At 40.6% G+C, this 22,467-nt stretch carries 14 protein-coding genes and 1 riboswitch; of the genes, 8 read left to right on the plus strand and 6 right to left on the minus strand.

Going from position 1 to position 22,467, the window contains the following annotated elements; genetic code table 11:
• Positions 1–196: 196 nt before the first annotated feature.
• The 3 genes from HWQ37_RS05505 to HWQ37_RS05515 all read left to right on the plus strand — a co-directional run bounded on the left by HWQ37_RS05505 (position 197) and on the right by HWQ37_RS05515 (position 4,246).
• Positions 197–520, plus strand: coding sequence for a DUF433 domain-containing protein (locus HWQ37_RS05505; RefSeq protein ID WP_292744716.1), 324 nt, complete (start codon positions 197–199; stop codon positions 518–520).
• A 15-nt stretch (positions 521–535) separates the two neighbouring features.
• Entirely contained in the window at positions 536–886 is a 351-nt protein-coding gene (locus tag HWQ37_RS05510; RefSeq protein ID WP_292744718.1) for a DUF5615 family PIN-like protein, read from the plus strand.
• A 237-nt stretch (positions 887–1,123) separates the two neighbouring features.
• A complete protein-coding gene (locus HWQ37_RS05515; protein WP_292744720.1) occupies positions 1,124–4,246 on the plus strand; it encodes an efflux RND transporter permease subunit in 3,123 nt (1,040 codons plus the stop codon).
• 323 nt (positions 4,247–4,569) lie between these two features.
• Here the strand turns inward: HWQ37_RS05515 and HWQ37_RS05520 are convergent, their stop codons facing one another.
• Positions 4,570–5,079: a Chromate resistance protein ChrB gene (locus HWQ37_RS05520; protein WP_292744722.1), complete on the minus strand. Its 510-nt coding sequence runs from the start codon at positions 5,077–5,079 to the stop codon at positions 4,570–4,572.
• A gap of 83 nt (positions 5,080–5,162) precedes the next feature.
• Between HWQ37_RS05520 and HWQ37_RS05525 the strand changes: the two genes are divergently transcribed.
• Positions 5,163–5,411 (plus strand): hypothetical protein, encoded by a 249-nt coding sequence (locus HWQ37_RS05525; RefSeq protein WP_292744724.1) that lies wholly within the window; start codon positions 5,163–5,165, stop codon positions 5,409–5,411.
• 289 nt (positions 5,412–5,700) lie between these two features.
• Positions 5,701–6,924, plus strand: coding sequence for an MFS transporter (locus HWQ37_RS05530; RefSeq protein WP_292744726.1), 1,224 nt, complete (start codon positions 5,701–5,703; stop codon positions 6,922–6,924).
• A gap of 89 nt (positions 6,925–7,013) precedes the next feature.
• Here the strand turns inward: HWQ37_RS05530 and HWQ37_RS05535 are convergent, their stop codons facing one another.
• Positions 7,014–9,089 carry a potassium channel family protein gene (locus HWQ37_RS05535; protein WP_292744728.1) on the minus strand — a complete coding sequence of 692 codons (2,076 nt, stop codon included), beginning with the start codon at positions 9,087–9,089 and terminating at the stop codon, positions 7,014–7,016.
• A 92-nt stretch (positions 9,090–9,181) separates the two neighbouring features.
• Positions 9,182–9,266: riboswitch (Fluoride riboswitch) on the plus strand.
• A 95-nt stretch (positions 9,267–9,361) separates the two neighbouring features.
• Here HWQ37_RS05535 and HWQ37_RS05540 point away from each other — a divergent pair.
• On the plus strand, positions 9,362–10,675 hold the full coding sequence (locus tag HWQ37_RS05540; protein WP_292744730.1) for a voltage-gated chloride channel family protein: 1,314 nt from the start codon (positions 9,362–9,364) through the stop codon (positions 10,673–10,675).
• 2 nt (positions 10,676–10,677) lie between these two features.
• Here HWQ37_RS05540 and HWQ37_RS05545 read toward each other — a convergent pair whose 3' ends face one another.
• On the minus strand, positions 10,678–17,046 hold the full coding sequence (locus HWQ37_RS05545; protein ID WP_292744732.1) for a non-ribosomal peptide synthetase: 6,369 nt from the start codon (positions 17,044–17,046) through the stop codon (positions 10,678–10,680).
• A gap of 351 nt (positions 17,047–17,397) precedes the next feature.
• Here HWQ37_RS05545 and HWQ37_RS05550 point away from each other — a divergent pair, with 351 nt between their 5' ends.
• Both HWQ37_RS05550 and HWQ37_RS05555 read left to right on the plus strand, forming a co-directional pair.
• Positions 17,398–17,763, plus strand: coding sequence for a DOPA 4,5-dioxygenase family protein (locus HWQ37_RS05550; RefSeq protein ID WP_292744734.1), 366 nt, complete (start codon positions 17,398–17,400; stop codon positions 17,761–17,763).
• 304 nt (positions 17,764–18,067) lie between these two features.
• Positions 18,068–19,471 carry a hypothetical protein gene (locus HWQ37_RS05555; protein ID WP_292744736.1) on the plus strand — a complete coding sequence of 468 codons (1,404 nt, stop codon included), beginning with the start codon at positions 18,068–18,070 and terminating at the stop codon, positions 19,469–19,471.
• Positions 19,472–19,549: 78 nt separating this feature from the next.
• Here the strand turns inward: HWQ37_RS05555 and HWQ37_RS05560 are convergent, their stop codons facing one another.
• The 3 genes from HWQ37_RS05560 to cobA form a co-directional block, all read right to left on the minus strand.
• A complete protein-coding gene (locus HWQ37_RS05560) occupies positions 19,550–19,855 on the minus strand; it encodes a hypothetical protein (RefSeq protein WP_292744738.1) in 306 nt (101 codons plus the stop codon).
• A gap of 242 nt (positions 19,856–20,097) precedes the next feature.
• Positions 20,098–20,694, minus strand: coding sequence for a dephospho-CoA kinase (gene coaE / locus HWQ37_RS05565; RefSeq protein WP_292744740.1), 597 nt, complete (start codon positions 20,692–20,694; stop codon positions 20,098–20,100).
• Between the two features lie 60 nt (positions 20,695–20,754).
• A complete protein-coding gene (gene cobA, locus HWQ37_RS05570) occupies positions 20,755–22,350 on the minus strand; it encodes a uroporphyrinogen-III C-methyltransferase (protein WP_465249670.1) in 1,596 nt (531 codons plus the stop codon).
• Positions 22,351–22,467: the final 117 nt, after the last annotated feature.

Below are 22,467 nucleotides of genomic sequence, written 5' to 3' on the forward strand. Positions count from 1 at the left end.
TTTACACACAAGTCGAATTATCCCCCTTTCTAAGGGCTACGGTGTGCAGACAAGTAAGTTGAATTACCCCCCTTAATCCCCCCTTGGAAAGGGGGGAAACCGGAAATCTAGTTCCCTCCCCTTTCCAAGGGGAGGGTTAGGGTGGGGTAAAACTGAGGCGAAATTTAGATATTAGCGTTTTGGGAATAATTATACTATGACTTTAGCAATAGAACAAGAAATTCCTCCTCTAAGTGAAGATGCAACAGGTGCAATTCGAGTAGGCAATACAAGGGTTTTGCTAGAACTAGTGATTCGTAGCTTTCAAGATGGTGCATCCCCTGAGTCTATTGTTGGGCGTTACTCATCCTTATCATTATCTGATGTATACCTAACTATTGGCTACTACCTTCGACATCGAAATGCTGTGGAATTATATCTCCAACAACGTGAACAATTAGCTGAATCTGTTCATCAACGCCTGTCAAATATTCAACCTGATTTGAGCCTAATTCGTTCTCGCTTATTAGCCCAGCAATGATTTTAAAAAATGTCAATGCTGAAGTTATTGAGCGATGAAAATTTTAATGGCGATATTGTGCGAGGACTATTTCTGCGTCAACCGAATCTTGACTTACTTCGCGTTCAGGATGTTGGTTTGCAGGAAGTAGATCACCCAACAATCTTAAATTGGGCAGCAGTGAGCGATCGCATCATCCTCACTCATGATCGGGCAACAATGCCAGATTTCGCTTACGAACGATTGTTAAAGGGAGAGCAAATGTTGGGTTTGTTCGTAGTGAATGATCGGATGCCGATTAGACAGGCAATTGATGAATTGCTGCTGCTGGTTAATCACAGCGATCAATCTGAATGGAAGGGGATTGTTTTATATTTGCCCTTATGAAATATAAACCTAAAACAACACAGACTAAGCGATTTCATGAGCCAGTTGTTCAAGAGTTCAGTTAAGCATCTCTTCCTTCTCTTCCTTTGCGTTCTTCTCTGACGAGACGCTGCGCGAATGCGTCCTTTGCGGTTCGTTTAAAAAATTGCCTTTGAAAAACACTTAAGCCTTAACCCAAACCTATTGCCTTATATTTAGCGATCGCCTCCTCACCAAATTTCTGGGAGAACAAAACCCATGAACCTTTCAGAACTCTTCATCCGTCGCCCAGTCATGACTACCCTGGTAATGATGGGTATCCTCATCTTCGGTCTGATGAGTTATCTCCTATTACCAATCAGCGCCCTACCCAACGTTGAATATCCTTTTATATCTGTCTCCGCCAGTCTCCCCGGTGCTACCCCGGAAACAATGGCTTCTTCAGTCGCCGCACCTTTAGAAAGACAGTTTACCGAAATTGCCGGACTCAATTCATTTAATTCCACCAGTTCCACCGGTAGCACCAACATCTCCCTACAATTTGACTTTAGCCGCAGGGTGGAAGATGCCGCCAAAGATGTACAAGCAGCCATCTCAGCCGCCGCCGGACAACTCCCAGCCGGAATGCCTCACCCCCCCACCTACCGCAAAGTTAATCCCTCTGTCTCACCGATTCTCTTTCTCTATATGTATTCTGAGACACAGCCAATATCGACGGTAGATGAATACGCAGAGGTAACAGTTGGTCAGCCCATCTCGATGATTGATGGTGTTGCTCAAGTACAGGTTTTTGGTCAACAGCAATATGCAGTCCGCGTCCAACTTGACCCGCGAGAGTTGGTATCAAGGGGAATTGGTCTAACTCAGGTAAAAACTGCAATTCAACAGGGAAATGTCAACTTACCAACCGGCAGTCTCTCTGATACTTACAAAAATTATACGATTCAGGCCAACGGTCAACTCACCGATGCTGCCGGCTATCGTCAGCTAATTGTCACTTATAAAAATGGTGCGCCTGTGCGTCTCCAAGATTTAGGGGAGGTGATTGACAGTGAACAAAACGTCAAAGTGTCGAATTTGTATAGCGATCGCCAGGTAACAAACCGTCATTCCGTTGTTCTCGCTGTGCAGCCACAACCGGGTGCTAACACGGTAAATATTGTTGATTCCATCCAGAAACTTTTACCTACGCTCCGCGAACAAGTTCCCAAATCCATTGAAATGGGGATTATGTACGATCGCTCCCAAACTATCCGAGCCTCTGTAAACGATGTAAAGTTTACCTTAGTTCTCTCAATTTGTCTAGTCGTCTTAGTTATTTTCTTATTCTTGCGTGACATCACCGCGACGTTAATTCCCAGTTTGGCCTTACCTGTAGCGATCATTGGCACTTTTGCGGTAATGTATCTGTCGGGCTTCTCCCTAGATAACATCTCACTCATGGCGTTGACTCTTTCGGTGGGTTTTGTCGTGGATGATGCGATCGTGGTGTTAGAAAATATCGTCCGTTATCGGGAAATGGGCGAATCTCCCCTAAATGCAGCATTGAAGGGATCAAAGGAAATCAGTTTCACCATTTTGTCAATGACCCTCTCCTTGGTGGCGGTGTTCATCCCCATCATGTTTATGAGTGGCATAATCGGTAAATTATTTCATGAATTCGCCGTAACGATCGCAGTGGCAATTTTGGTTTCGGGTTTTGTTTCCCTCAGTCTTACCCCCATGTTGTGCAGTCGCTTTTTGGGTTCATCCCATCAGCAAAGACCAAATCGGCTCTATGAATTCTTAGAAGGGGGATTTGATTTACTCCTGCGGGGATATGATTGGACGCTCAAGCCCGTCTTAAAATACCGCTTGATGACACTAATTGGTTCTGGGATTCTGCTATTAATGACCGCCTATTTATTCGTCATCGTTCCCAAAGGATTTATCCCCACCGAAGACACCGGACAATTGATGGCGAACACCAAAGCCGCGCAAGATATTTCTTTTGATGATATGCTGCGTCACCAGCAAAAGGTTGTTGATATCATTCGCAAAGATCCCAATATTGAAGCAGTTGACTCGATAGTGGGTGCAAGTGGCCCGAACGGTTCAGTCAACGGGGGGCGAATTACGATTCGGCTCAAGCCACGTGATCAACGTCAACTCACAGCTGACCAAATTATTCAAGAACTAACCCCAAAATTAAGACGCACAACTGGGATTAAGACATTCCTTCGCTCTCCGCCAGCGATTCCCATCGGTGGACAACAAACTAATTCTACTTATCAGTTCACCTTGCAGAGCTTGAATTTACAAGACTTGCGCCAATACGTTCCGAAACTGGTAGATAAAGTCAGAACTCTACCCGGACTCCAGAACGTTGACAGCGATTTACAACTCAGCACTCCCCAAATAGAAGTTAAAGTTGACCACAACAAGGCCGCAACTCTAGGGATTACCGCTCAAGAAGTTGAACAAACCCTCAGCGCCGCCTATGGTTCCAGCCAGGTTTCTACTATCTATACTCCAAATGACCAATTTTTTGTAATCTTAGAAGTGAAACCGGAGTTTCAGCGAGATCCCAGCGCCCTATCATTACTATATGTGCAATCGAGTACTGGAAAACAGGTACCTTTGAGTGCGATCGCTAATATCACCCAAAATGTCGGTCCCCTCACCGTCGCTCACGTTGCTCAACTCCCCTCTTCGACTATATCTTTTGACACCCTCCCCGGAACGTCTCTCAGTCAAGCTACAGATGCCATCAAGCAAGCAGCCAGTGAGTTGTTACCCTCAACAATTACCCCCAGCTTTCAGGGTTCAGCCCAAACCTTTCAACAGTCCTTCAACGATTTAGGTGCGCTGTTGTTGGTGTCTATTGTAGTCATCTATCTGATTCTCGGTATCCTCTATGAGGATTTCATTCACCCAATCACCATTCTTTCCGGTTTACCTTCGGCGGGTTTTGGCGCATTATTGACGCTGTTGATTTTCCAGGTTGATTTAAATCTTTACTCTTTTATTGGCATCATTCTGCTAGTGGGCATCGTCAAGAAAAACGGGATTATGCTGGTGGATTTTGCCATTGAAGCCCAACGAAAGGAAGGAAAAAATTCCTTTGATGCCATTTATGCCGCTTGCTTGACTCGCTTCCGCCCGATTATGATGACCACAATGGCAGCTTTAATTGGCACACTCCCCATTGCTTTGGGGACAGGAGTTGGTTCAGAAGCGCGTCGTCCTTTGGGGATTGCGATCGTTGGGGGATTGCTGTTTTCTCAGGTATTGACACTCTATCTGACTCCAGTATTTTACATTTATATGGAGGCATGGCGGAAAAATCTTGGTCAGCCTAAGTTTTATCGCTTTTTCTTCAAGAAGCCCAAGGTCAGCTGAGAATATTGATTTAAAATTGTCTACAACCTCTATTATTAAAGTACGTTGTAGTCCCCGTGAGGGGATCTGAGTCTCTCGATTTTCACAACAGGTAACGGAAAACGAACCACAGAGGACACAGAGTTCACGGAGAAATGAGAGTTTAGGAGGGTTTTTGTGTAAGTCATGATTTGGATAAATAGTTGTCATTGCGAGTGAAGCGATCGCAATGATATATCAAAACTAATTTACCGGATATGATATTACTCCTGAATTCAGAATTCAGAATTCTGAGTTCTGCTGTATAAAGATTCTGAGTCTATTCCTTGTGCTTGATATATCTGTTAGGAAAATAGCTGAAAATCCAATTCACACCCCTTCAAAGCTTCAGTAGCTTGTAAGTATTTTGGGGCATCAAACAAATCGCGATCGCGGATTTTTGGCAACCAAGAACGTAGTTTAGTTAGTTCCGCCTCATTTTCTTCCAGTTCTGCAAAAGTGAGGTTACTTATTTTCCGTTCCTCACTCAACTCGCTATGTAAATCTCGACATTGCCCCAAAAACTCTTGATATTCTTGATCTGATTGCTGTTGAAAGCGCTCTACCAACATCGCATTTTGCTCAGGTTCATCAATGCAAATAGTTAACAAATCTGCTTCACCGCCACCTGCTGTAATGTCCGTTTTCAGTTCTTGCAAATGGCTCTGCAAGTCTTCTCGCTGTGGTAGCAAACACACCGACTGCTGTAGATAAAGTGCGCCCAATCCCTTAAGTTTACGCCAAACATACACCCTCTGCGTTGAAGGCTGTGCGGGTACTTTGTAGACTAATAGATTCCAATATTTTCTATCCATAGAGGTATTGTAATAAGTGTTGTATTAGATTTATTTTGTTGCTAAGTTCGTTTATGAAACATCTGTTGCATTAAGAAACATTTATGAATCTGAAATATCAAGTTGGCAACATTGACTGGAGTCCAATTATCCAAAGGATGGAATCTCAGGGTAATTGTCACTTACCTGTATATCCAGGAGATTTGAAAACTGTTTTATTGAATCATGCTGGTTTGGTTCAACATCCTCAAGGTGAGAAAGCCTATCAGATGGCCAGGGAAATTGCCCGATTGACTACCTTCAGTGATGCAGAAATTACTTATTGGTTCTCAAGAATTATAGAACTGATTTAGTAATACTATTTTCATTTTCAAAAATATTGGCAGCAATTGAAGAAGAATTCAGAATTCAGAAGTCAGGAGTCAGAACAAATTAGTGGGGTATTCAAACCCGCCACTAATTTTAGACCGCTAAATTTTCAATGTTTAGGGGGTTTTAAACCCGTTCATTCATTCGCCATTCGCACAGAATTCAATTCTGTTAGCGGATAGCTAAGGTTTAGCCCATTCTGGCGACTGACTCCTGAATTCTGTTTTGATAAATTGGCTATAGGGGTGTACATATTTATCACTATCAATATAGATGATAGATGTAGCAGAAATAGGCAACATGCAGCTAAAAAATAAATTTCTCCAGAAAATTCCTCGGACTGTTTGGGTTTTGGGATTTGTCAGTTTGCTGACAGATATTAGTTCCGAGATGATTCATTCAGTGTTGCCCTTATTTCTAGTATCAGTATTAGGGGCAGATATTTTAACTGTCGGCATCATTGAAGGGATTGCAGAGGCGACAGCTTCAATCTTAAAAGTCTTTTCGGGAGTATTGAGTGATTATTTAGGACATCGTAAAGGATTAGCGGTGTTTGGGTACGGATTATCAACCTTTGTGAAACCTCTATTTGCTGTAGCTACCAGCCCAACTGGGGTATTAATAGCTCGATTTGGCGATCGCATTGGCAAAGGTATTCGGGTAGCGCCCCGCGATGCTTTGGTTGCCGATTCCACTAACGCAGAGGTACGCGGTGCAGCTTATGGATTGCGTCAATCCCTCGATACTATCGGAGCATTTTTGGGGCCTTTGGCAGCGTTTACCCTGATGGCTGCTTCCCAAAACAACTTCCGCCTGGTTTTCTGGCTAGCACTCATCCCTGGATTCTTCGCAGTGGCTTTATTAACAGTGGGAGTGCGCGAACCAACAACAACTCAAACTCAAGAAAACCGAAGTAATCCTCTGCAATGGGAAGCTTTACGCAGTTTAGGTAAAGGATATTGGCTACTTGTTGCAGTGGCGCTGCTATTCAATTTAGGCAACTCCAGCAATGCTTTTTTGTTGCTGCGAGCTGAACAAACAGGTATTTCTGCCTCCCTCATCCCATTGACATTAGTGGTGATGAACATCGCCTATTCATTCAGCGCCTACCCAATAGGAATACTTTCCGATCGCGTAGGCAAATTTTGGTTACTGGTAGGTGGATTTCTCCTATACGCTCTAGTGTATCTAGGCTTCGCTTTTGTGCAGACACCTTGGCAAACTTGGGGATTGTTTGCCCTTTATGGTTTGCATTTGGGTATGAGTCAAGGATTACTGTTAGCGCTAGTGGCAAATAGTATACCGACAAATCTGCGCGGTACTGCTTTTGGATTCCTCAACTTAGCTGTGGGATTAGCACTTTTACCTGCTAGTCTGCTAGCTGGTGGATTGTGGCAAACACTGGGAGCAGAGGCAACATTTATAACTGGAAGCTTGTTTGCGATCGCTGCTGTCTTATTACTCGTAATTAATAGAAAAAAATATTTACAAATATAAGCCAATACAGTTAGAGAAGGCGAGTATTACGAATTACGTTAGCGTAGCGGTAGCGAGTCATCGAGCGTCATTACGAATTACGAATTATTTTAATCTGCATCCTCAACAAATAATTTCAACCGAGATGTAACTCTTAATTTACTGAGCCTCCGCACCAGTAACATAGCTTGTTGTTTATATAATGCTACTGGTAACTGTCCAGGCAAATTATGCATCAAGTCTCTAGCTGTGCCAATATTACATCCCGATATTATACTTATTTCATTTGCACCATCAAAAATCGCATCTTGAGCTAAAACTTTCTCAACTTGTACAAGACAGGTTCGAGGAAACATTTCACCTCGTTCAATTCGCTGGAGGCTATTGCTATTTGCCAGAACAACCAGGCGATCGCCAACACTAAGTTGTGTATGATCGGAAGGCATTAACTTCACAGGCGATCGCTTGAGGCTTTGGTATAAAATTGGTACAACTCCATAACCATAAGCGACCTCAGCCAATAGTAATCCATTTAGTGTATCTCCAGCCTCAATCATATACTCTACTACCAAAATAGTTTGAGTATCAAAGTTAAACAAGCTGAGAATATTTTCTCCAAAAGCCGCAGCAGCAAATACTTCTGCTGAAATAGCAGATGTGCAAATGACTTGAGCATAAGGAAATAACCGTGCTACGTTATCACGAAAATATTGGTCGTAGGTCCGAATAATCACACGAGTTGTAGGACTTTTAGCGTATGCCATCAAAGCTATTTCCAAATTTTCCATGTCATCGTCTGTAACAACAACCACACTTTTACTATTAGCGAGATTTACCTTGCCTAAAGCATCAGCAATATTATCAATAATTAGTGGTATTTTGTTCAGAAAATCGGCATTTAGTGCTGTGCTGCTAATACCTACCAAAGGTTGCTTAAATTCTTGCAATAAAGCCGCGACTCGCTGACCAACTCGATTTAATCCAATCAGTACAACATGGTCTTTTTGGGGGATTGATGGCTGATAACTATTGAAAAACTTAAACCTTGAACTTAACAAAGCATCAGTTAGCAACGCATATAAAACTCCCACAAAACCTATACCCGTTAAAGTTAGTGCGAGGCTAAACAATCGTAACCACCCTGGCATATTTTGCGCTGGCTCCGGTGGCGTTTTAAAATTCACACCGCCAAATATATCTCCGTATCCTCCCAAAAGCAAGACAACGGTAGCATAAAAAGCTTCTATTATGTTACTTTCAGGATAATTTAAGATATAGATAATTGTTCCAAAAAGCCAAAGAAAAAGTACTGTGATTCCACAGATAATTGCCACCCGCAAACTCTGATAATGAGAGACTTTTCGCAATAGATTTGCAATTTTATGTTTGAGATTATTCCCACCTTTCCCTAATACAATCTCTTGCCATAACTGCTGCCAGTTGTACTTACGCACAGTAGCAAGTTGTTTTAAAGTTTGAAGCTGTTCTGTAACTTCGATATAAATAATCGTATCACCTGGGTGTAATGTCGCTTCTGGTTCCCACTGATGAAATTCTTTAGGCAATAGAGATGAATCATTAGCGTGATTTAATACCCGACGACATGAAGTATTTAGTTCATGTATATGCCATTTATTCGCCCAGCTATCACTCAATTTAATCTGATGCTTTACTACCCGAAATTGACGTTGCTCCAGTTGAAAATATCCGAGATTATCATCTCCAAGAGCAGCAACAGCAAAGCCAGAAGCGGAAATTTGATTTGGCTCAAAGGCAATAAAATTACCAAGAATTTGACTTAAAAGCTCATTGAGATTTTGTTTGTCAGAACGTACAACTAGGCGAACTTGAGGATTTAAAAGCCTTGCTGCAAAGGCAGCTTCTATATTTACCCGTTCATTACCAGTGACCAAAAGTACAGTTCGACACTGAGAAATATTTGCCTGTTCTAAAATACTGCTCTGACGACAATCTCCGATTAATAAATTTTCTAATAAACTTAATAAATTTGGTATTTCCAAATTTTTGGGTTGTTCTTGGTCAATCGCATTTACAACAGCACCATACTCTTTCAGAACTGCAACACAATGCTGACCCAAACTTCCTAGCCCACAAACTAAAAACCGATCTAGTTTTGTTTGAGAATCTTTAACAGGCTGATAATTACTTTCTGATGATGGCAGCATATAATACCGCCAATGATACACATTATTTATCTATATCGTAGAATACCAAAGATATTGACTCACAGTAAAAATGGTATTATTGAATTAATTAAACTATTAACGGCGATGGAGCTCGCCAAAACCGCCTTTTCCGCGCGATAAACTCTCATCTGGAAGGCTGATGGCTCCTACTTTCCCTGCTAACTGCGGGAGAGTAGGGCTTGGCTAAATGCATTACCTGACTCTCCTGTAGAAAGTATCTGTCTACAAATCGCACCTCAAGGAGTCATGGTATGAAACACTTTCGCCAGTTTGAACCATTTATTGCATTACCCCACCTAATCAAGTGGTTGCCTATTTCCTTTGTGGTTGGCATTCTTGCTGGAACTGCTTCTGCGGCTCTTTTAGCATCATTGGAATGGGCAACTGATTGGCGAGAATCACATCGGTGGATTATCGCCTTACTTCCCTTTGGTGGCTTCTTGAGTGGTTGGATTTATCATCAATTCGGTCAGAATGTAGAAGCTGGAAATAACCTTTTACTGGAAGAAATTCATAACCCCAAAAACGTTATTCCCTTCCGTATGGCTCCTCTTGTTTTACTAGGAACAGACCTTACCCATTTTTTCGGTGGTTCAGCCGGTCGTGAAGGTACAGCATTACAAATGGGTGCTTCTCTCGCAGACCAGTTAACTAAAATATTGCATTTTCAAGGTGCTAATCGGCGAATTTTGTTAACCGCAGGTATCAGTGGAGGATTCGCTTCAGTTTTCGGGACACCCTTAGCTGGAACCGTATTTGGTCTGGAAGTTTTAGCCATTGGTAAAATTCATTATGACGCTCTTTTTGCTTCTTTAATCGCTGCGATCGTTGGGAATCAAGTCACTTTACTATTTGGTTTACAACATACAGCATACCGACACGCTCCCTCTATACCAACGCTCACAATTTGGGGGCTGATTTCTGCCATTATTGCAGGTGCAGTTTTTGGAATTGTAGCGAGATTTTTTGCTAAAATAACTCACCAAATTAGTCACTTCTTTAAAGCCAAAATATCTTATCCTCCAATGCGTCCTTTTATAGGCGGTGCGATGATAGCAATAATTGTTGGATTGAGTGGTACAACTAAATATATTGGGCTTGGTATTCCAGCGATCGTTGATTCTTTCTACAATCAGCTACCTCCTTGGGATTTTGCAGCAAAATTATGTCTGACTGCTTTAACTCTAGGAGCAGGTTTTAAGGGTGGGGAAGTAACCCCTTTGTTTTTTATTGGTGCGACTTTAGGTAATGCTTTATCGTTGCTTTTAGCATTACCTGCACCACTCTTAGCAGGAATGGGATTTGTGGGTGTATTTGCAGGTGCAGCAAATACACCTATAGCATCGACTCTGATGGGAATTGAATTATTTGGCCTCGAATCAGGGGTATTTATTGCTATTGGCTGTATAGTGAGCTATTTATTTTCAGGTCATTCAGGAATTTATTCTGCACAACGTATTGGGTTGAGTAAATACTCTACTGTATATTTAGAAGAAGGGATGACTTTGGCTAATTATGGGCGACCAAAAATTGATTTACCCGATGATAGTGAAGAAGCAGGGTAAATTTATACAAAAGTCATTTGGTCTGGTGTATTCAAAAACCCTATCTTTAGGAAATATGAAAAATATATCTCCAGTAGCTCTGCATTTATCTGTGGACAATAAATTCCAGTTCCAGACAATGCTTTAACCGTGTTTTGGTAGTCAAATTTCATTTCTAATTTTTGAAAGTCAGATTCTTCGGGAAACATAGGTAATAGAGAATGTAGAGCATTATCGGGAAAATAATTAATATGATTAATCAGTTCTTTACGCCAGTTTACGAATGAAATTTGTTTAACTGGATAACCAAAATTCTCTATCCAATTACTTAGATATTCACCAGATATCTGATGAGGATTGGTGATATGAAAAGCCTTTCCTAAAGATGATTTTGCTTGTGATATAGCAATAATTGCTTTGCTTGCATAGTCTACAGGAATCATTTCTATCATCCTTTCTAATTCTGGGAACATTCTGAGTTGGATACAACCTTTAATCATTATAGAAAGCCAATCGCTTGTATTTCCTATCCCAGTTTTGCTGTGTCCAGCTACATGACCTAGCCTATATATACACACAGGAAGTCCCCTTTCACGAGCAATCATAATTAATTTTTCTGCTACCCATTTGCTTTGAGCATAACCGCTAATTAAACCTTGACTATCGTTAAGGGGATCTGATTCTGAAATTACAGGAAGCTGAGAATCTTTAGACAAATCAAAAACAGAAAGAGTAGAAATAAAATGAACAGGCTTGACTTTGATTTGACTAGCTAATCTTATAACTTCTTCAGTTGCTGTAACATTAGCTGCCTTTAATGTTGAATAGGAATAAATAAAATTAACTAATGCACCATTATGATATATAACATCAATACATCTGGCTAAGTTTTCAAACTCTGCTGCTGTAACACCTAAATATGGTTGAGATAAATCTCCAAGTACAGAAATAATTCTAGAACTAAAGCCCTCGTCCCAAAGCAAATAAGCTTCGAGTTGAGTTTGCAATCTCTTTTTACCTTCATCAGGATTAGCAGCACGAACCAAACAATAGATATTAGCATTAGTACGTTGAAGCAATTCGTATAGTAGATAAGTGCCGACAAATCCTGTTGCTCCAGTTAAGAAGATACACTTAGGTTCACTGACATCATCAAAAGCTAGTGATTGAGGTTGAATTTCAGAATCAAGAACGGCTTCAGCACTTAAATCTAAAATATTGTCGGTAATATTATTCGATGTTCCTACCTGACGAATCTTTTCAATAAGTTGGGCAATATCAGCCACAGTAGGAAATTCAAACAAGCAATGCACTGGCAAATCTACGCCACAGACTTGTCGTAATTTAGATAGAAATCTGACAATTAATAAAGAATTACCACCAAGTTCAAAGAAGTTGTCTCGAACTCCTACTGGAGTGATATTCAGAATAGATGACAAAATTTGAGTCAGTTGAAGTTCTATAATTGTACTTGGTGCGATGTATTCATGTTTGTAGCCGATTTCTCTATCTGGTGTAGGTAGGGCTTTGCGATCGATTTTGCCGTTAGGTGTTAATGGTAGAGTGTCTAAGGTGACAAAGACACTAGGCAGCATATATTCTGGTAGCTTGTTCTTGAGAAATTCCCGGAGTTGCTTGGTGATAAGTGTTTCATCACTAGTCACTACATAGGCAATTAAGCGTTTGTCACCTGGAATATCTTCTCTAACAATGACTACGGCTTGTTGGATTTGGGGATGGGTGTTGAGGACTGTTTCAATTTCTCCGAGTTCGATGCGGAAGCCGCGAATCTTTACTTGATTATCGATGCGACCAATGTATTCGATGTTGCCATAGCGATCGCAGCGGGTGAGATCGCCTGTTTTGTAGAGGCGTTCTGATTTACCATCATAGAAGGGGTTGGGGATAAATTTTTCTTGAGTTAGTTTTGGTTGGTTGAGGTAGCCTCGCGCTAAACCTGCGCCTCCGATGTGTAATTCTCCCGGTACGCCGATGGGTACTGGTTGCAGATGGCTGTCTAAGATGTAGATTTGGGTGTTGGCAATAGGACGACCGATGGAAATTAAGCCAGACTGAGACTCAACCTGAGAAATTAGTGACCAGATGGTAGTTTCTGTCGGCCCGTAAAGGTTCCACAAGGAAGTACTCTTTGTTTGTAATTCATTGGCTAACTCCCAAGGTAAAACCTCACCCCCGCAAAGTATTTTTAATTGATGGGAATTTTGCCATCCAGCTTCTAACAGTAATCGCCAAGTTACTGGAGTAGCTTGCATAATTGTTACCCCAAATTTGACCAGCAACTCTAGCAACCGTTGTCCATCAAGGGTGACTTCACGCTTTGCTACCACTAAGCAAGCACCCACAATTATTGGTAGAAAAATTTCTAAAGCAGCAATATCAAAGTTAAAAGTCGTTACTCCAACAAGTACGTCATCTGCTGTGATTCCTGACTGCTGGCGCATAGTACATAAGAAATTGACCACAGCACTATGTAAAATTTGCACACCTTTGGGCTTACCTGTAGACCCAGAAGTATAGATAGTGTAAGCCAGGTTGTGAGATATGATGTCGGTAATTGGGTTTTTATCGCAATGCTGGGCTATGCGATCGCATTCGGTGTCTAGACAAACCACAACAGCTTCATGCTGGGGTAAACTTTCCACAAGTTGTTGTTGCGTCAATAACACCTCAACACCCGAATCCGCTAACATATAACTCAACCTTTCTTGAGGATACGTGGGGTCAAGTGGCACATAAGCACCACCAGCCTTGAGTATCCCCAACAGTCCCACCACCATCTCAACAGAACGTTCTACACAAATACCTACCAACATCTCTGGTCTGACACCGAGGCTTTGCAAATGATGTGCTAGTTGGTTGGCTCTTTGATTTAATTGTTGGTAGGATAATTGCTGGTTCTCAAACACCACGGCAATAGTCTGGGGTGTTTTCTCTACCTGCTCTTCAAACAACTGATGAATACATTTATTTAAGGCATATTCACACTCGGTATCATTCCACTGCACTAACAATTGATGACGTTCTGCTGCACTCAACAAGGGTAATTCATTCACCGCTTGTTGGGGATTTTCTACAATTGCTGATAACAAATTATGGAAATGAGCCGCCATCCGCGCAATAGTTGACCCATCAAACAAATCAGTATTGTACTCCCATGACCCCACCAATCCCCGGTCGGTTTCGGACATCGACAGTGTTAAATCAAACTTCGCAATTGTACTTTTTATATCTAGCTGACACCAAGCACAACCAGGGATTTCCACTTCCCCCATTGGTGCATTTTGCCATATAAACATCACCTGAAATAAAGGTGAATAACTCAAAGAGCGTTGTGGTTGCAATTTTTCTACTACTTGTTCAAAAGGCACATCCTGATGTTCATAGGCTTGGAGTGTAGTTTCCCTGACTTGTAAAAGTAAAGTTTCAAAACTGAGATTCTCTTCAAACTTGGTTCTCAATACTAAAGTATTCACAAAAAAGCCAATCAGTGGCTCAATTTCACTGCGGTTACGATTGGCTATTGGTAAACCAATTAAAATATCTGATTGACCACTATAACGATATAGGAAAGTCGCAAACGCCGCGTGGAGGGTCATAAATAAGGTAGTACCCGATTGCCTACACAAGGTTTGCAACTTCTGGGTGATATCAGTATTCAAGGTGAAGCTTTGTGTAGCACCCTGGTAAGTTTGCACACTGGGACGAGTCCGGTCAGTTGGTAATTGTAATAATTCTGGTACACCATGCAATTGAGAAAGCCAGTAATTGAGTTGAGTTTCAAGGTAGTACGAACTCAAGCATTGTCTCTGCCAAACTGCAAAGTCTGCATACTGGATAGATAATTCTGATAAGGGGGAAGGAACTCTCGCACAAAAAGCTTGATATAGAGCAGATAGTTCGGTGATGAATACCCCCATTGACCAACCATCAGAAACTATGTGATGTGTCGTCATTAATAACACATATTCTCTGGCTGACAACTGCAAGAAATTACACCTAATTAATGGTGCGATTTCTAAGTCAAAGGGGGTAATTGCTTCAAGTTGTATTTGTTGTTGTAGGACGGTTTCACGTTCTGTATCTGGTAGTTGCTGTAAGTCCACCAGGTTGATATTCATGGTGGCTAATGGGTGAATTACTTGTATTGGTGTGCCATTGACAGTTTGAAAACTGGTGCGTAGTACTTCGTGGCGACGGACTATTTCTGATAATGCTTGTTGCAGGGCGTTAATATCTAAGTCACCCTTGATGCGGACTGCTGCTGGTATGTTATAAGTTGCACTTGGCCCTAAGAGTTGGTCTAGGAACCACAGTCGCTCTTGTGCATAAGATAGGGGTAATTGTTCTGTATCTGGTTCTCTTGGTTGAATGGGGGGAAGAGTTAATCTGCTATTAGTATTACGTAACTGGGTTATAGTTTGGTCTAATTGAGTAATTGTTGGAGATTCAAAGACTGCTCTGAGGGGGATTTCTATGCCAAAGGTTTGTCGGAGTCGAGAAATTACTTGAGTTGCCAGTAGGGAATGTCCGCCTAAAGTAAAGATGTTGTCGTGGATACTGACCCTTTCTACATTTAAAACTGAAGTGAAGATGTTGGCGATGATTTCTTCAGTTGCTGTACTTGGGGCTACATATTCTTTCGGATGATTTTCAATACTTTTGTGCCACTGCCCTACTACACTCAAACTATCTTTTAAAAATTCTAGTTTACAAACACGACGTTGAATTTTTCCACTAGAAGTTTTAGGGATACTTCCAGTTTTCAACAACAGAACATGACAAACTTCTAATTGATGTTCTGTTGATAGTGCAATTTGAATTTCTTTAACTATCTCCAAAGTATTCAGATTTCGTAGATGAGTTCTTTCCACCTCGCAAGCAACCACCAAACACTCCTGTTTTTCCATCTCAACAGAAAATGCTGCACTACAATTCTTTCGTAGATAAGGGTGGCTGTTTTCAACGGTTAATTCAATGTCTTGGGGATAATGATTTCGTCCTCGAATGATAATTACATCTTTGATTCTTCCTGTGACAAATAATTCTTCATTACGGAGAAACCCTAAATCTCCTGTACGAAGAAATGGCCCAGAACCAGTGTCTGCTAGGTATGCTTGAAATGTTTCTTTTGTCTGCTCTGGTTTTCCCCAATAGCCCTGAACTACACTAGAACCACTAACCCAAATCTCTCCGACTTGGTTATCAGAACAAGCAGTAGATGAACATGGTTCGACTATAACCACTTTCTGATCTAACCAAGTTTTTCCACTGCTTACTAAAATGCGAGTATCTAGAGCTTCTGGAGCTTTTGCAACTACGAGATTTTGTTCGAGTGCTGCCTTAGAGACATGACAAACAACAGGTTTAGCTCCTTTTGGACTTCCTGTAACTGCGGCAGTTGACTCAGCAAGACCATAGCAAGGTGAAAATGCTTCTAGCTCAAAACCACAGTTAGAAAAAGTCTTTTGAAACAGTTCTAGAGTTTCTGCCTGGATTGGCTCTGCACCATTAAACGCCACCTTCCAACTACTCAAGTTAAGAGTTTCGCGCTCTTGAAAAGATACTTTGTCAACGCACAGTTCATAAGCAAAATTTGGTCCGCCACTAGTGTGGGCTTGGTAGCGAGAAATAGCTTGGAGCCAGAGGACGGGACGTTGCAAGAAGGCTACAGGTGGCATCAGGATACACTTTGCACCGATAAACAGAGCTTGAATTACAATTCCCAATCCTGAATTGTGGTGAAGAGGTAACCAGCTTACGTAAGTTGATTCTTCTGTATGTTTGCTTGCAGCCTGGATCATCTGTTGATTATCCAGCAAATTCCTATGAGTCACCATCACCCCTTTGGGTGTTCCTGTAGACCCGGAAGTATATTGCAAAAATGCCAAACTCTCTGGTGTCACTGATTTAGGTACAAACTTTTGAGGATTAGCTTCAATAGTATCTGTAGCTACCAGCTTTAACTGGGCTAACTCTGGTTCCTCTTGCCACCCTTTCTCAATGTCAGTTAGTATTGATGTGGTTGTCAGTGCTATCTTCGCTTCGGCATCATTAACGATAGAAAGCAATCGAGGCAACTCCTGATTACTTCTGGGAGGATAAACCGGAACTGCTACTACCCCAGCATACAAACAGCCAAAGAAAGCTGTAATAAACTCTAATCCAGAAGGGTATAATAATAAAGCTCGTTCTCCCTGCATTGATTGGAGATGGACTGCGATCGCTCTAGCTTGTTGATCTAATTCTCCATAAGTAAGGCTCCCTGACTCAGTTTCTCCATTTTGGAGAAATAGATAAGCTTGGCGATCGCACTGATATTGCCCTCTATAGGTGAGAATGTCTAATAATGTTTTAGTTATTGTTTGATACATTTAGATTATTATTTATTTTATGTATGCTTTTTTTGGCTTTAGACATAATAAAGCAATTCTGTTAATACCAAAGTCAACCAAAGTTATTTGACAGGATATGATTGTTCTTTTTATCACCTTATCTATAAGAAACAATCTTTCTTACTTAGTTGTGTAAGCCTATAATAGGCAATAGATTTTTTTCATGAATGATTTAGAATTGCCATAAACCATGAATCTATTAGATCATTAAACAAGTATGAATAGGTTATTAAAATGTTAAATGTAAGTTAAACATTAGACTTTTGACAGAAGATAATAAAGAAAAAGTCCGCTAGTCAAAATTAGAGTTGAGAGCGAAAAGTGGATCTTATGAAAGAAGATATTATCGAGATCGCTGGTTTTCATGCTCATGTTTACTTCGATCCTGCGAGTCGGGATATAGCTGCGCGTGTACGCGAAGGATTAGGCGCTAGGTTTGACGTGCAACTCGGACGCTGGCATGACAAGCCCATCGGTCCCCATCCAAAAGCGATGTATCAAGTTGCTTTCTTACCGAATCAGTTTGATAAAGTCGTTCCTTGGCTAATGCTCAATCGTCACGGATTGGATATTCTTGTCCATCCTGAAACAGGCGATGTTGTGGCAGACCACGCGGTTCATTCTTTATGGTTAGGAGAAAAGTTAGATTTGAATATTGAGTTTCTTCGGCAGGTTAGCCCAACTGTATCTAATTAAACCTTCGATTATTTACGCCATCCTACTTATGCGATCGCTAGAAAGGAAACATCGATTAAATTGAGTTTAAAGCCTGACTGAAACTTAAGCTAAGTGTAACGGAAAATTGCGGCTTTTGGGGAAACCGAAAGAGCCGCAATTTTCTCACAGAGATGTAGCCTTCACCATCCGTAGAAAATCAGTATTAAAACCCTTAATCGCAGATAACAGTTTATTAGCATGATCCTTGAAAATAGAAATTAGCAATTCGTTTTATAGAATGCTATGGTGTTAATTGGTATTATCATAAAAATGAATTTATCCGATGAAAAATATCTCTGCGACGGGGAAAATTCCAGGCATTTCCCAATTCAGCAAACTTAATTTCAGGCTTACGGAAAAACAGATTTTATTTAGTACGCTCATTCTATGCCTTGGTTTGCTGGGACTGGGTGGTTTTTGGTTTAAATCCAGATATAAATTTGATAATCAGATGAGTGTAAAGCTACAAGAATTATCTAATGTCGATTATCCAGCCAATCCCGCGCCTTTAGGCAAAAATTTTAAAAGATATTCTAATCGAAAGTTAACACTTATTAAAAAAGATGATACACATTTCGATTTCGTGTTTGAACCAACAGACAAAAACACAGCAAAAATAGTTATAAAAAATGTTGATTTAGAGCTATTAGTTCCTAAAGTACCCGAATGGGTTAAAAAAGATCCAGGTTTAGAAACAATCGCTTTTACAGACAGGGAGTGGAACAGACAACAGATTAGTTTTCCTGCTAATTCAAAAAATCTAGAAATTATTGGAGGAGACGGTTTTGAAAAGCAAAATTTGGTAGAGGTTGCTTTAGCTAATAATTGCTTAAATGCAGGATTTTGGGAAGTCTTACTTTTCACTAAAGAGGATGGTAACAAATCTCTTTATTATCAAAGTTGGTTTACCTTTCCGATGGGACATTACAAAAATATTTTTGAAAAAATTAATAAGATTTCATATTGGCAGCATTGGTGGAAATTAGAACACTGGCAAGATCCGAGCGGCACAATAGTCAAGACTAATCTTCTCAGAAATGTAATCGATCAAAAAGAAGTTGCTACTCAGTTCCCCCTTGATGAGAGGATAATTGTATCAGGAGAGCAAAGCCGAAAAGTTAGAACTACGTTAGCGACCAATCTCACAAAATGGAGAGATTTTTACGACGTTAAAAATGAAATTAAATTTGCAAGTTTTCGAGGGCCAGGATTTTACGATCAAAATAAGCCTTGGGAAAATCAATACTGGAGAATAGGCAAATTTGATAAAGCCATTTTAAGGAATATTAAACCGATTGGTGTTGAACAAAATTTACAGGAAATTGAGCTAGGATTCACAGATACCAAGACTGGTGAAAAAAATAGATTATTCATCAGTGGAATTAATCTGAAAACACTTCCTCAATTGCCTGTAGCAGATTATCCTAAAGGTTTATATATGCCGATGGGAATTGGGATACCTCCTTTTTATCAAAGCTACGATGAGTTAACTAAAAATCATCCAGATGTCAGCCCATACTTCAGTGTTCTACTAGATTCACAGGAGCGTTGGATAGATCATCACCACTTAGCAGTTGATGGTTCAGTGATGCACCTTGATAAAGATAACCCAAAACTTTTGCATCTTTACTTGCTATCCTACGAAAGAAATACTTTAATAGCTCATTTCTTGGTCGATTTAACATAGATATAGCGGTTCTTGGTTGTAAAAATTCTGACTTCTGAATTCAGGAGTCAGAATTCAGAAGCCAGAATAGTTAAATATTTATTCATTCGGTACTTGCTTGAGTAAAGCTATCCACATATCAGATGGATCGGAGTAGTAATCAATTTCTTCAACTTGATATTGATAAGATTCACAACCTTCTCGTAAAATAATGCGATCGCAAGCTTTAACGCCTTTCCCTACTCCCGTCATGTATCCGATTGTTCCTTCATTGAGGCGCTCAAATATATAGTCGCCTCCCCAAACTTGTTGTCTGTAATCATGGATTTTATTCTTTTGTTTTAATTCTGTTAGTGGAGAAAGAACCAGAGCTAATTTATTAAAAACACTAAAACTTAAGTTCATACCTGTTCTGATTGAAGAGAAGGCACCTAAAAACAATTAAAAAATAGAACTAATAATTCATTTGAAAGCTGATTCTTTTAAATTTACAGTACTATTAACCCCATATTCAACTGTAAAATCACCGAACTGTTGGACAGCATTTTGTGAGATATGAGTTTTTTGCTTAACTATATAGTATTAAGTAATAAGCCTTTTATGCCTTGAAAATGTCATATATGTATATATTTGAATATCAATAACATCTAGTCACTACTTGTAGTTTCTATAGCTATATCTACCTGTTTCAGTAGTATTTCTAGGGTAGAAGAGTTATCTAAAACTACATCTGCATGAGCGACTTTTTCTTCGATAGATAATTGGCTGTTAATCCTGGCTTGTGCCTGTTCTCTATTTAAATGGTTTCGTTGTATCAATCTTTGTAGTTGTTGCTCTTGGGAACAACGCACTACCCAAATTTCTGTAACCAAATCAGTCATCCCAGCTTCAAATAATAGAGGCACTACTAACACTAGTATTTGTGAAGAAGACTGAGCAATTGCTTTGAGAAAGCGATCGCGCACATCAGGATGAATCAAATTGTCTATCCAGTTGCGTTCATCTTGACGATTAAAGATGATTTCGCCTAGCTTTTGACGGTTCAGGCTGCCATCTGGTAGTAGAATTTGTTCGCCGTAACGTTGAGCGATCGCACCCAGAATAGGCGAACCTAAAGATACTGCCTCTCTAGCATAAATATCTGCATCCAAAATCGGTAGGTTATAAGTGTTAGCTAAATAATTAGTGACAGTGGTTTTGCCTGTGGCAATACCTCCAGTTAAGCCGATTATACGTTTTGTCATTTGTCATTTGTCATTTGTCATTGGGCATTGGTTCTCCCTTGTCTCCCTCATCTCCCTCATCTAAGAATTTGTCGCCCATCGGATCAGTGCTTGGGTTAAACCATCTAAAGTATATTCTTGGGCTTCTATATCCACACGTCCGAATAATTCATGGCAAGTTTTGGAGGTTTGGGGGCCGATAGAGGCAATACAAACTCCCTCTAATAATTGGCTAGCATCAGAGTTATTGGTAAATATATTATTAGTAAGTTGACAGAAAAATTGTACAGTTTTAGAACTGGCAAAGGTAATTACATCTATCTTGCGGTTTTGGAGAGCTAACTTTGCCGCAGCTGGAATACTATTAGGACAACAAGATTGATATGCCGCAACTTCTATTACTTTTGCTCCCTTAAGAGTTAATTCCTTAACTAAAACTTCTCTACCGCCGCTTTCAACTCTGGGAAATAACACCTTTTTACCATCTAATTTATCTGGAAAATTTTCCACTAAAGAATCGGCAACAAAGTTTGGGGGAATAAAATCTGCTTGCAGAGAGCGTTGTTTGAGACTTTGGGCTGTTTTCTCACCAACGACGGCAATTTTGATACCAGCTAAGGCACGGCTATCTTTACCTTGGGTAGTTAGCCTTTCAAAAAAGTAATCTATGCCATTGGTAGAAGTGAGAATTAACCAGTCGAAGTCAGATAAATGAGCGATCGCATTATCCAAAGCTTCCCAACTGGAGGGCGCGCCGATTTCTAAGGTAGGCATTTCGATGACTGTTGCACCTGATGCAATGAGGCGATCGCTAAATTGACTCGATTGGCCAACTGAACGTGTCACCAAAATCATTTTACCAGTAAGGGGAGATAGGGGGAAATTGCTTGACATAGCAGGGAGGCTCAAAGTTTTGGCTGAAGTAGAATCCTGACAATCTATTTTCTCAGGTTGTAAGTACTTGCGTAGCCCAACAACTTCGCCAATCACAATTACTGCTGGGGAAAGGGATAATCTGGCGGTTTGTTCCAGAATATTGCCTAGTTGCGCTATCCAAATTTGTTGATCGGGAGTTCCTGCCCAACGGATAATGGCAATGGGTGTTAAGTGCGATCGCCCATGCTGCACCAATTGATGTACAATCTGTTGCAGATGTTTCCCACCCATCAAAATTACTAGTGTCTCTAACCGTGAGAGTGCCTCCCAGTCTAAAACCTCTGGTTGATGAGCTGTAAGGACTGTAAAAGTGCGGCTTAAAACCGGATCTGTGAGAGGAATTCCTGCCAACAAAGGCGCTGCAAGGGCTGAGGAAATTCCTGGTACTAGTTCAAAATCACAACCGGATGCTTTCAAAGCTTCAATTTCGGAAGTGCAACGCCCAAAAATCAGAGGATCTCCTGATTTGAGCCGTATAACTTGTTTTCCTTGTAAACAGTGCTGTACCAGTAACTTGTTAATCTGTGCTTGGCTTGTACTAGGTTTACCACCGCGTTTACCGACATCCAACTTCAGGCAATCATCTGGTACGCACTGCAATAATTGAGCATCTACTAAAGCATCGTAAACTAACACCTGAGCAGCAGCTAAGAGATTGTAAGCTTTTACTGTTAGGTATGCTACATCTCCAGGCCCAGCACCTACAAGATAGACTTTTCCCCTTTCTTCAATTATCGTCATTTGTCAGAGACGCGATTAATCGCGTCTGTACAATGGTCATTTGTTAATAGTTCTTATTCTCTTGCCCAATGCCCAATGCCCTTTATTCAATTTGAGTATTAATTTTTTGGATTAGCC

Source organism: Nostoc sp. NMS4, assembly GCF_017115095.1.
Lineage (GTDB): Bacteria > Cyanobacteriota > Cyanobacteriia > Cyanobacteriales > Nostocaceae > Nostoc.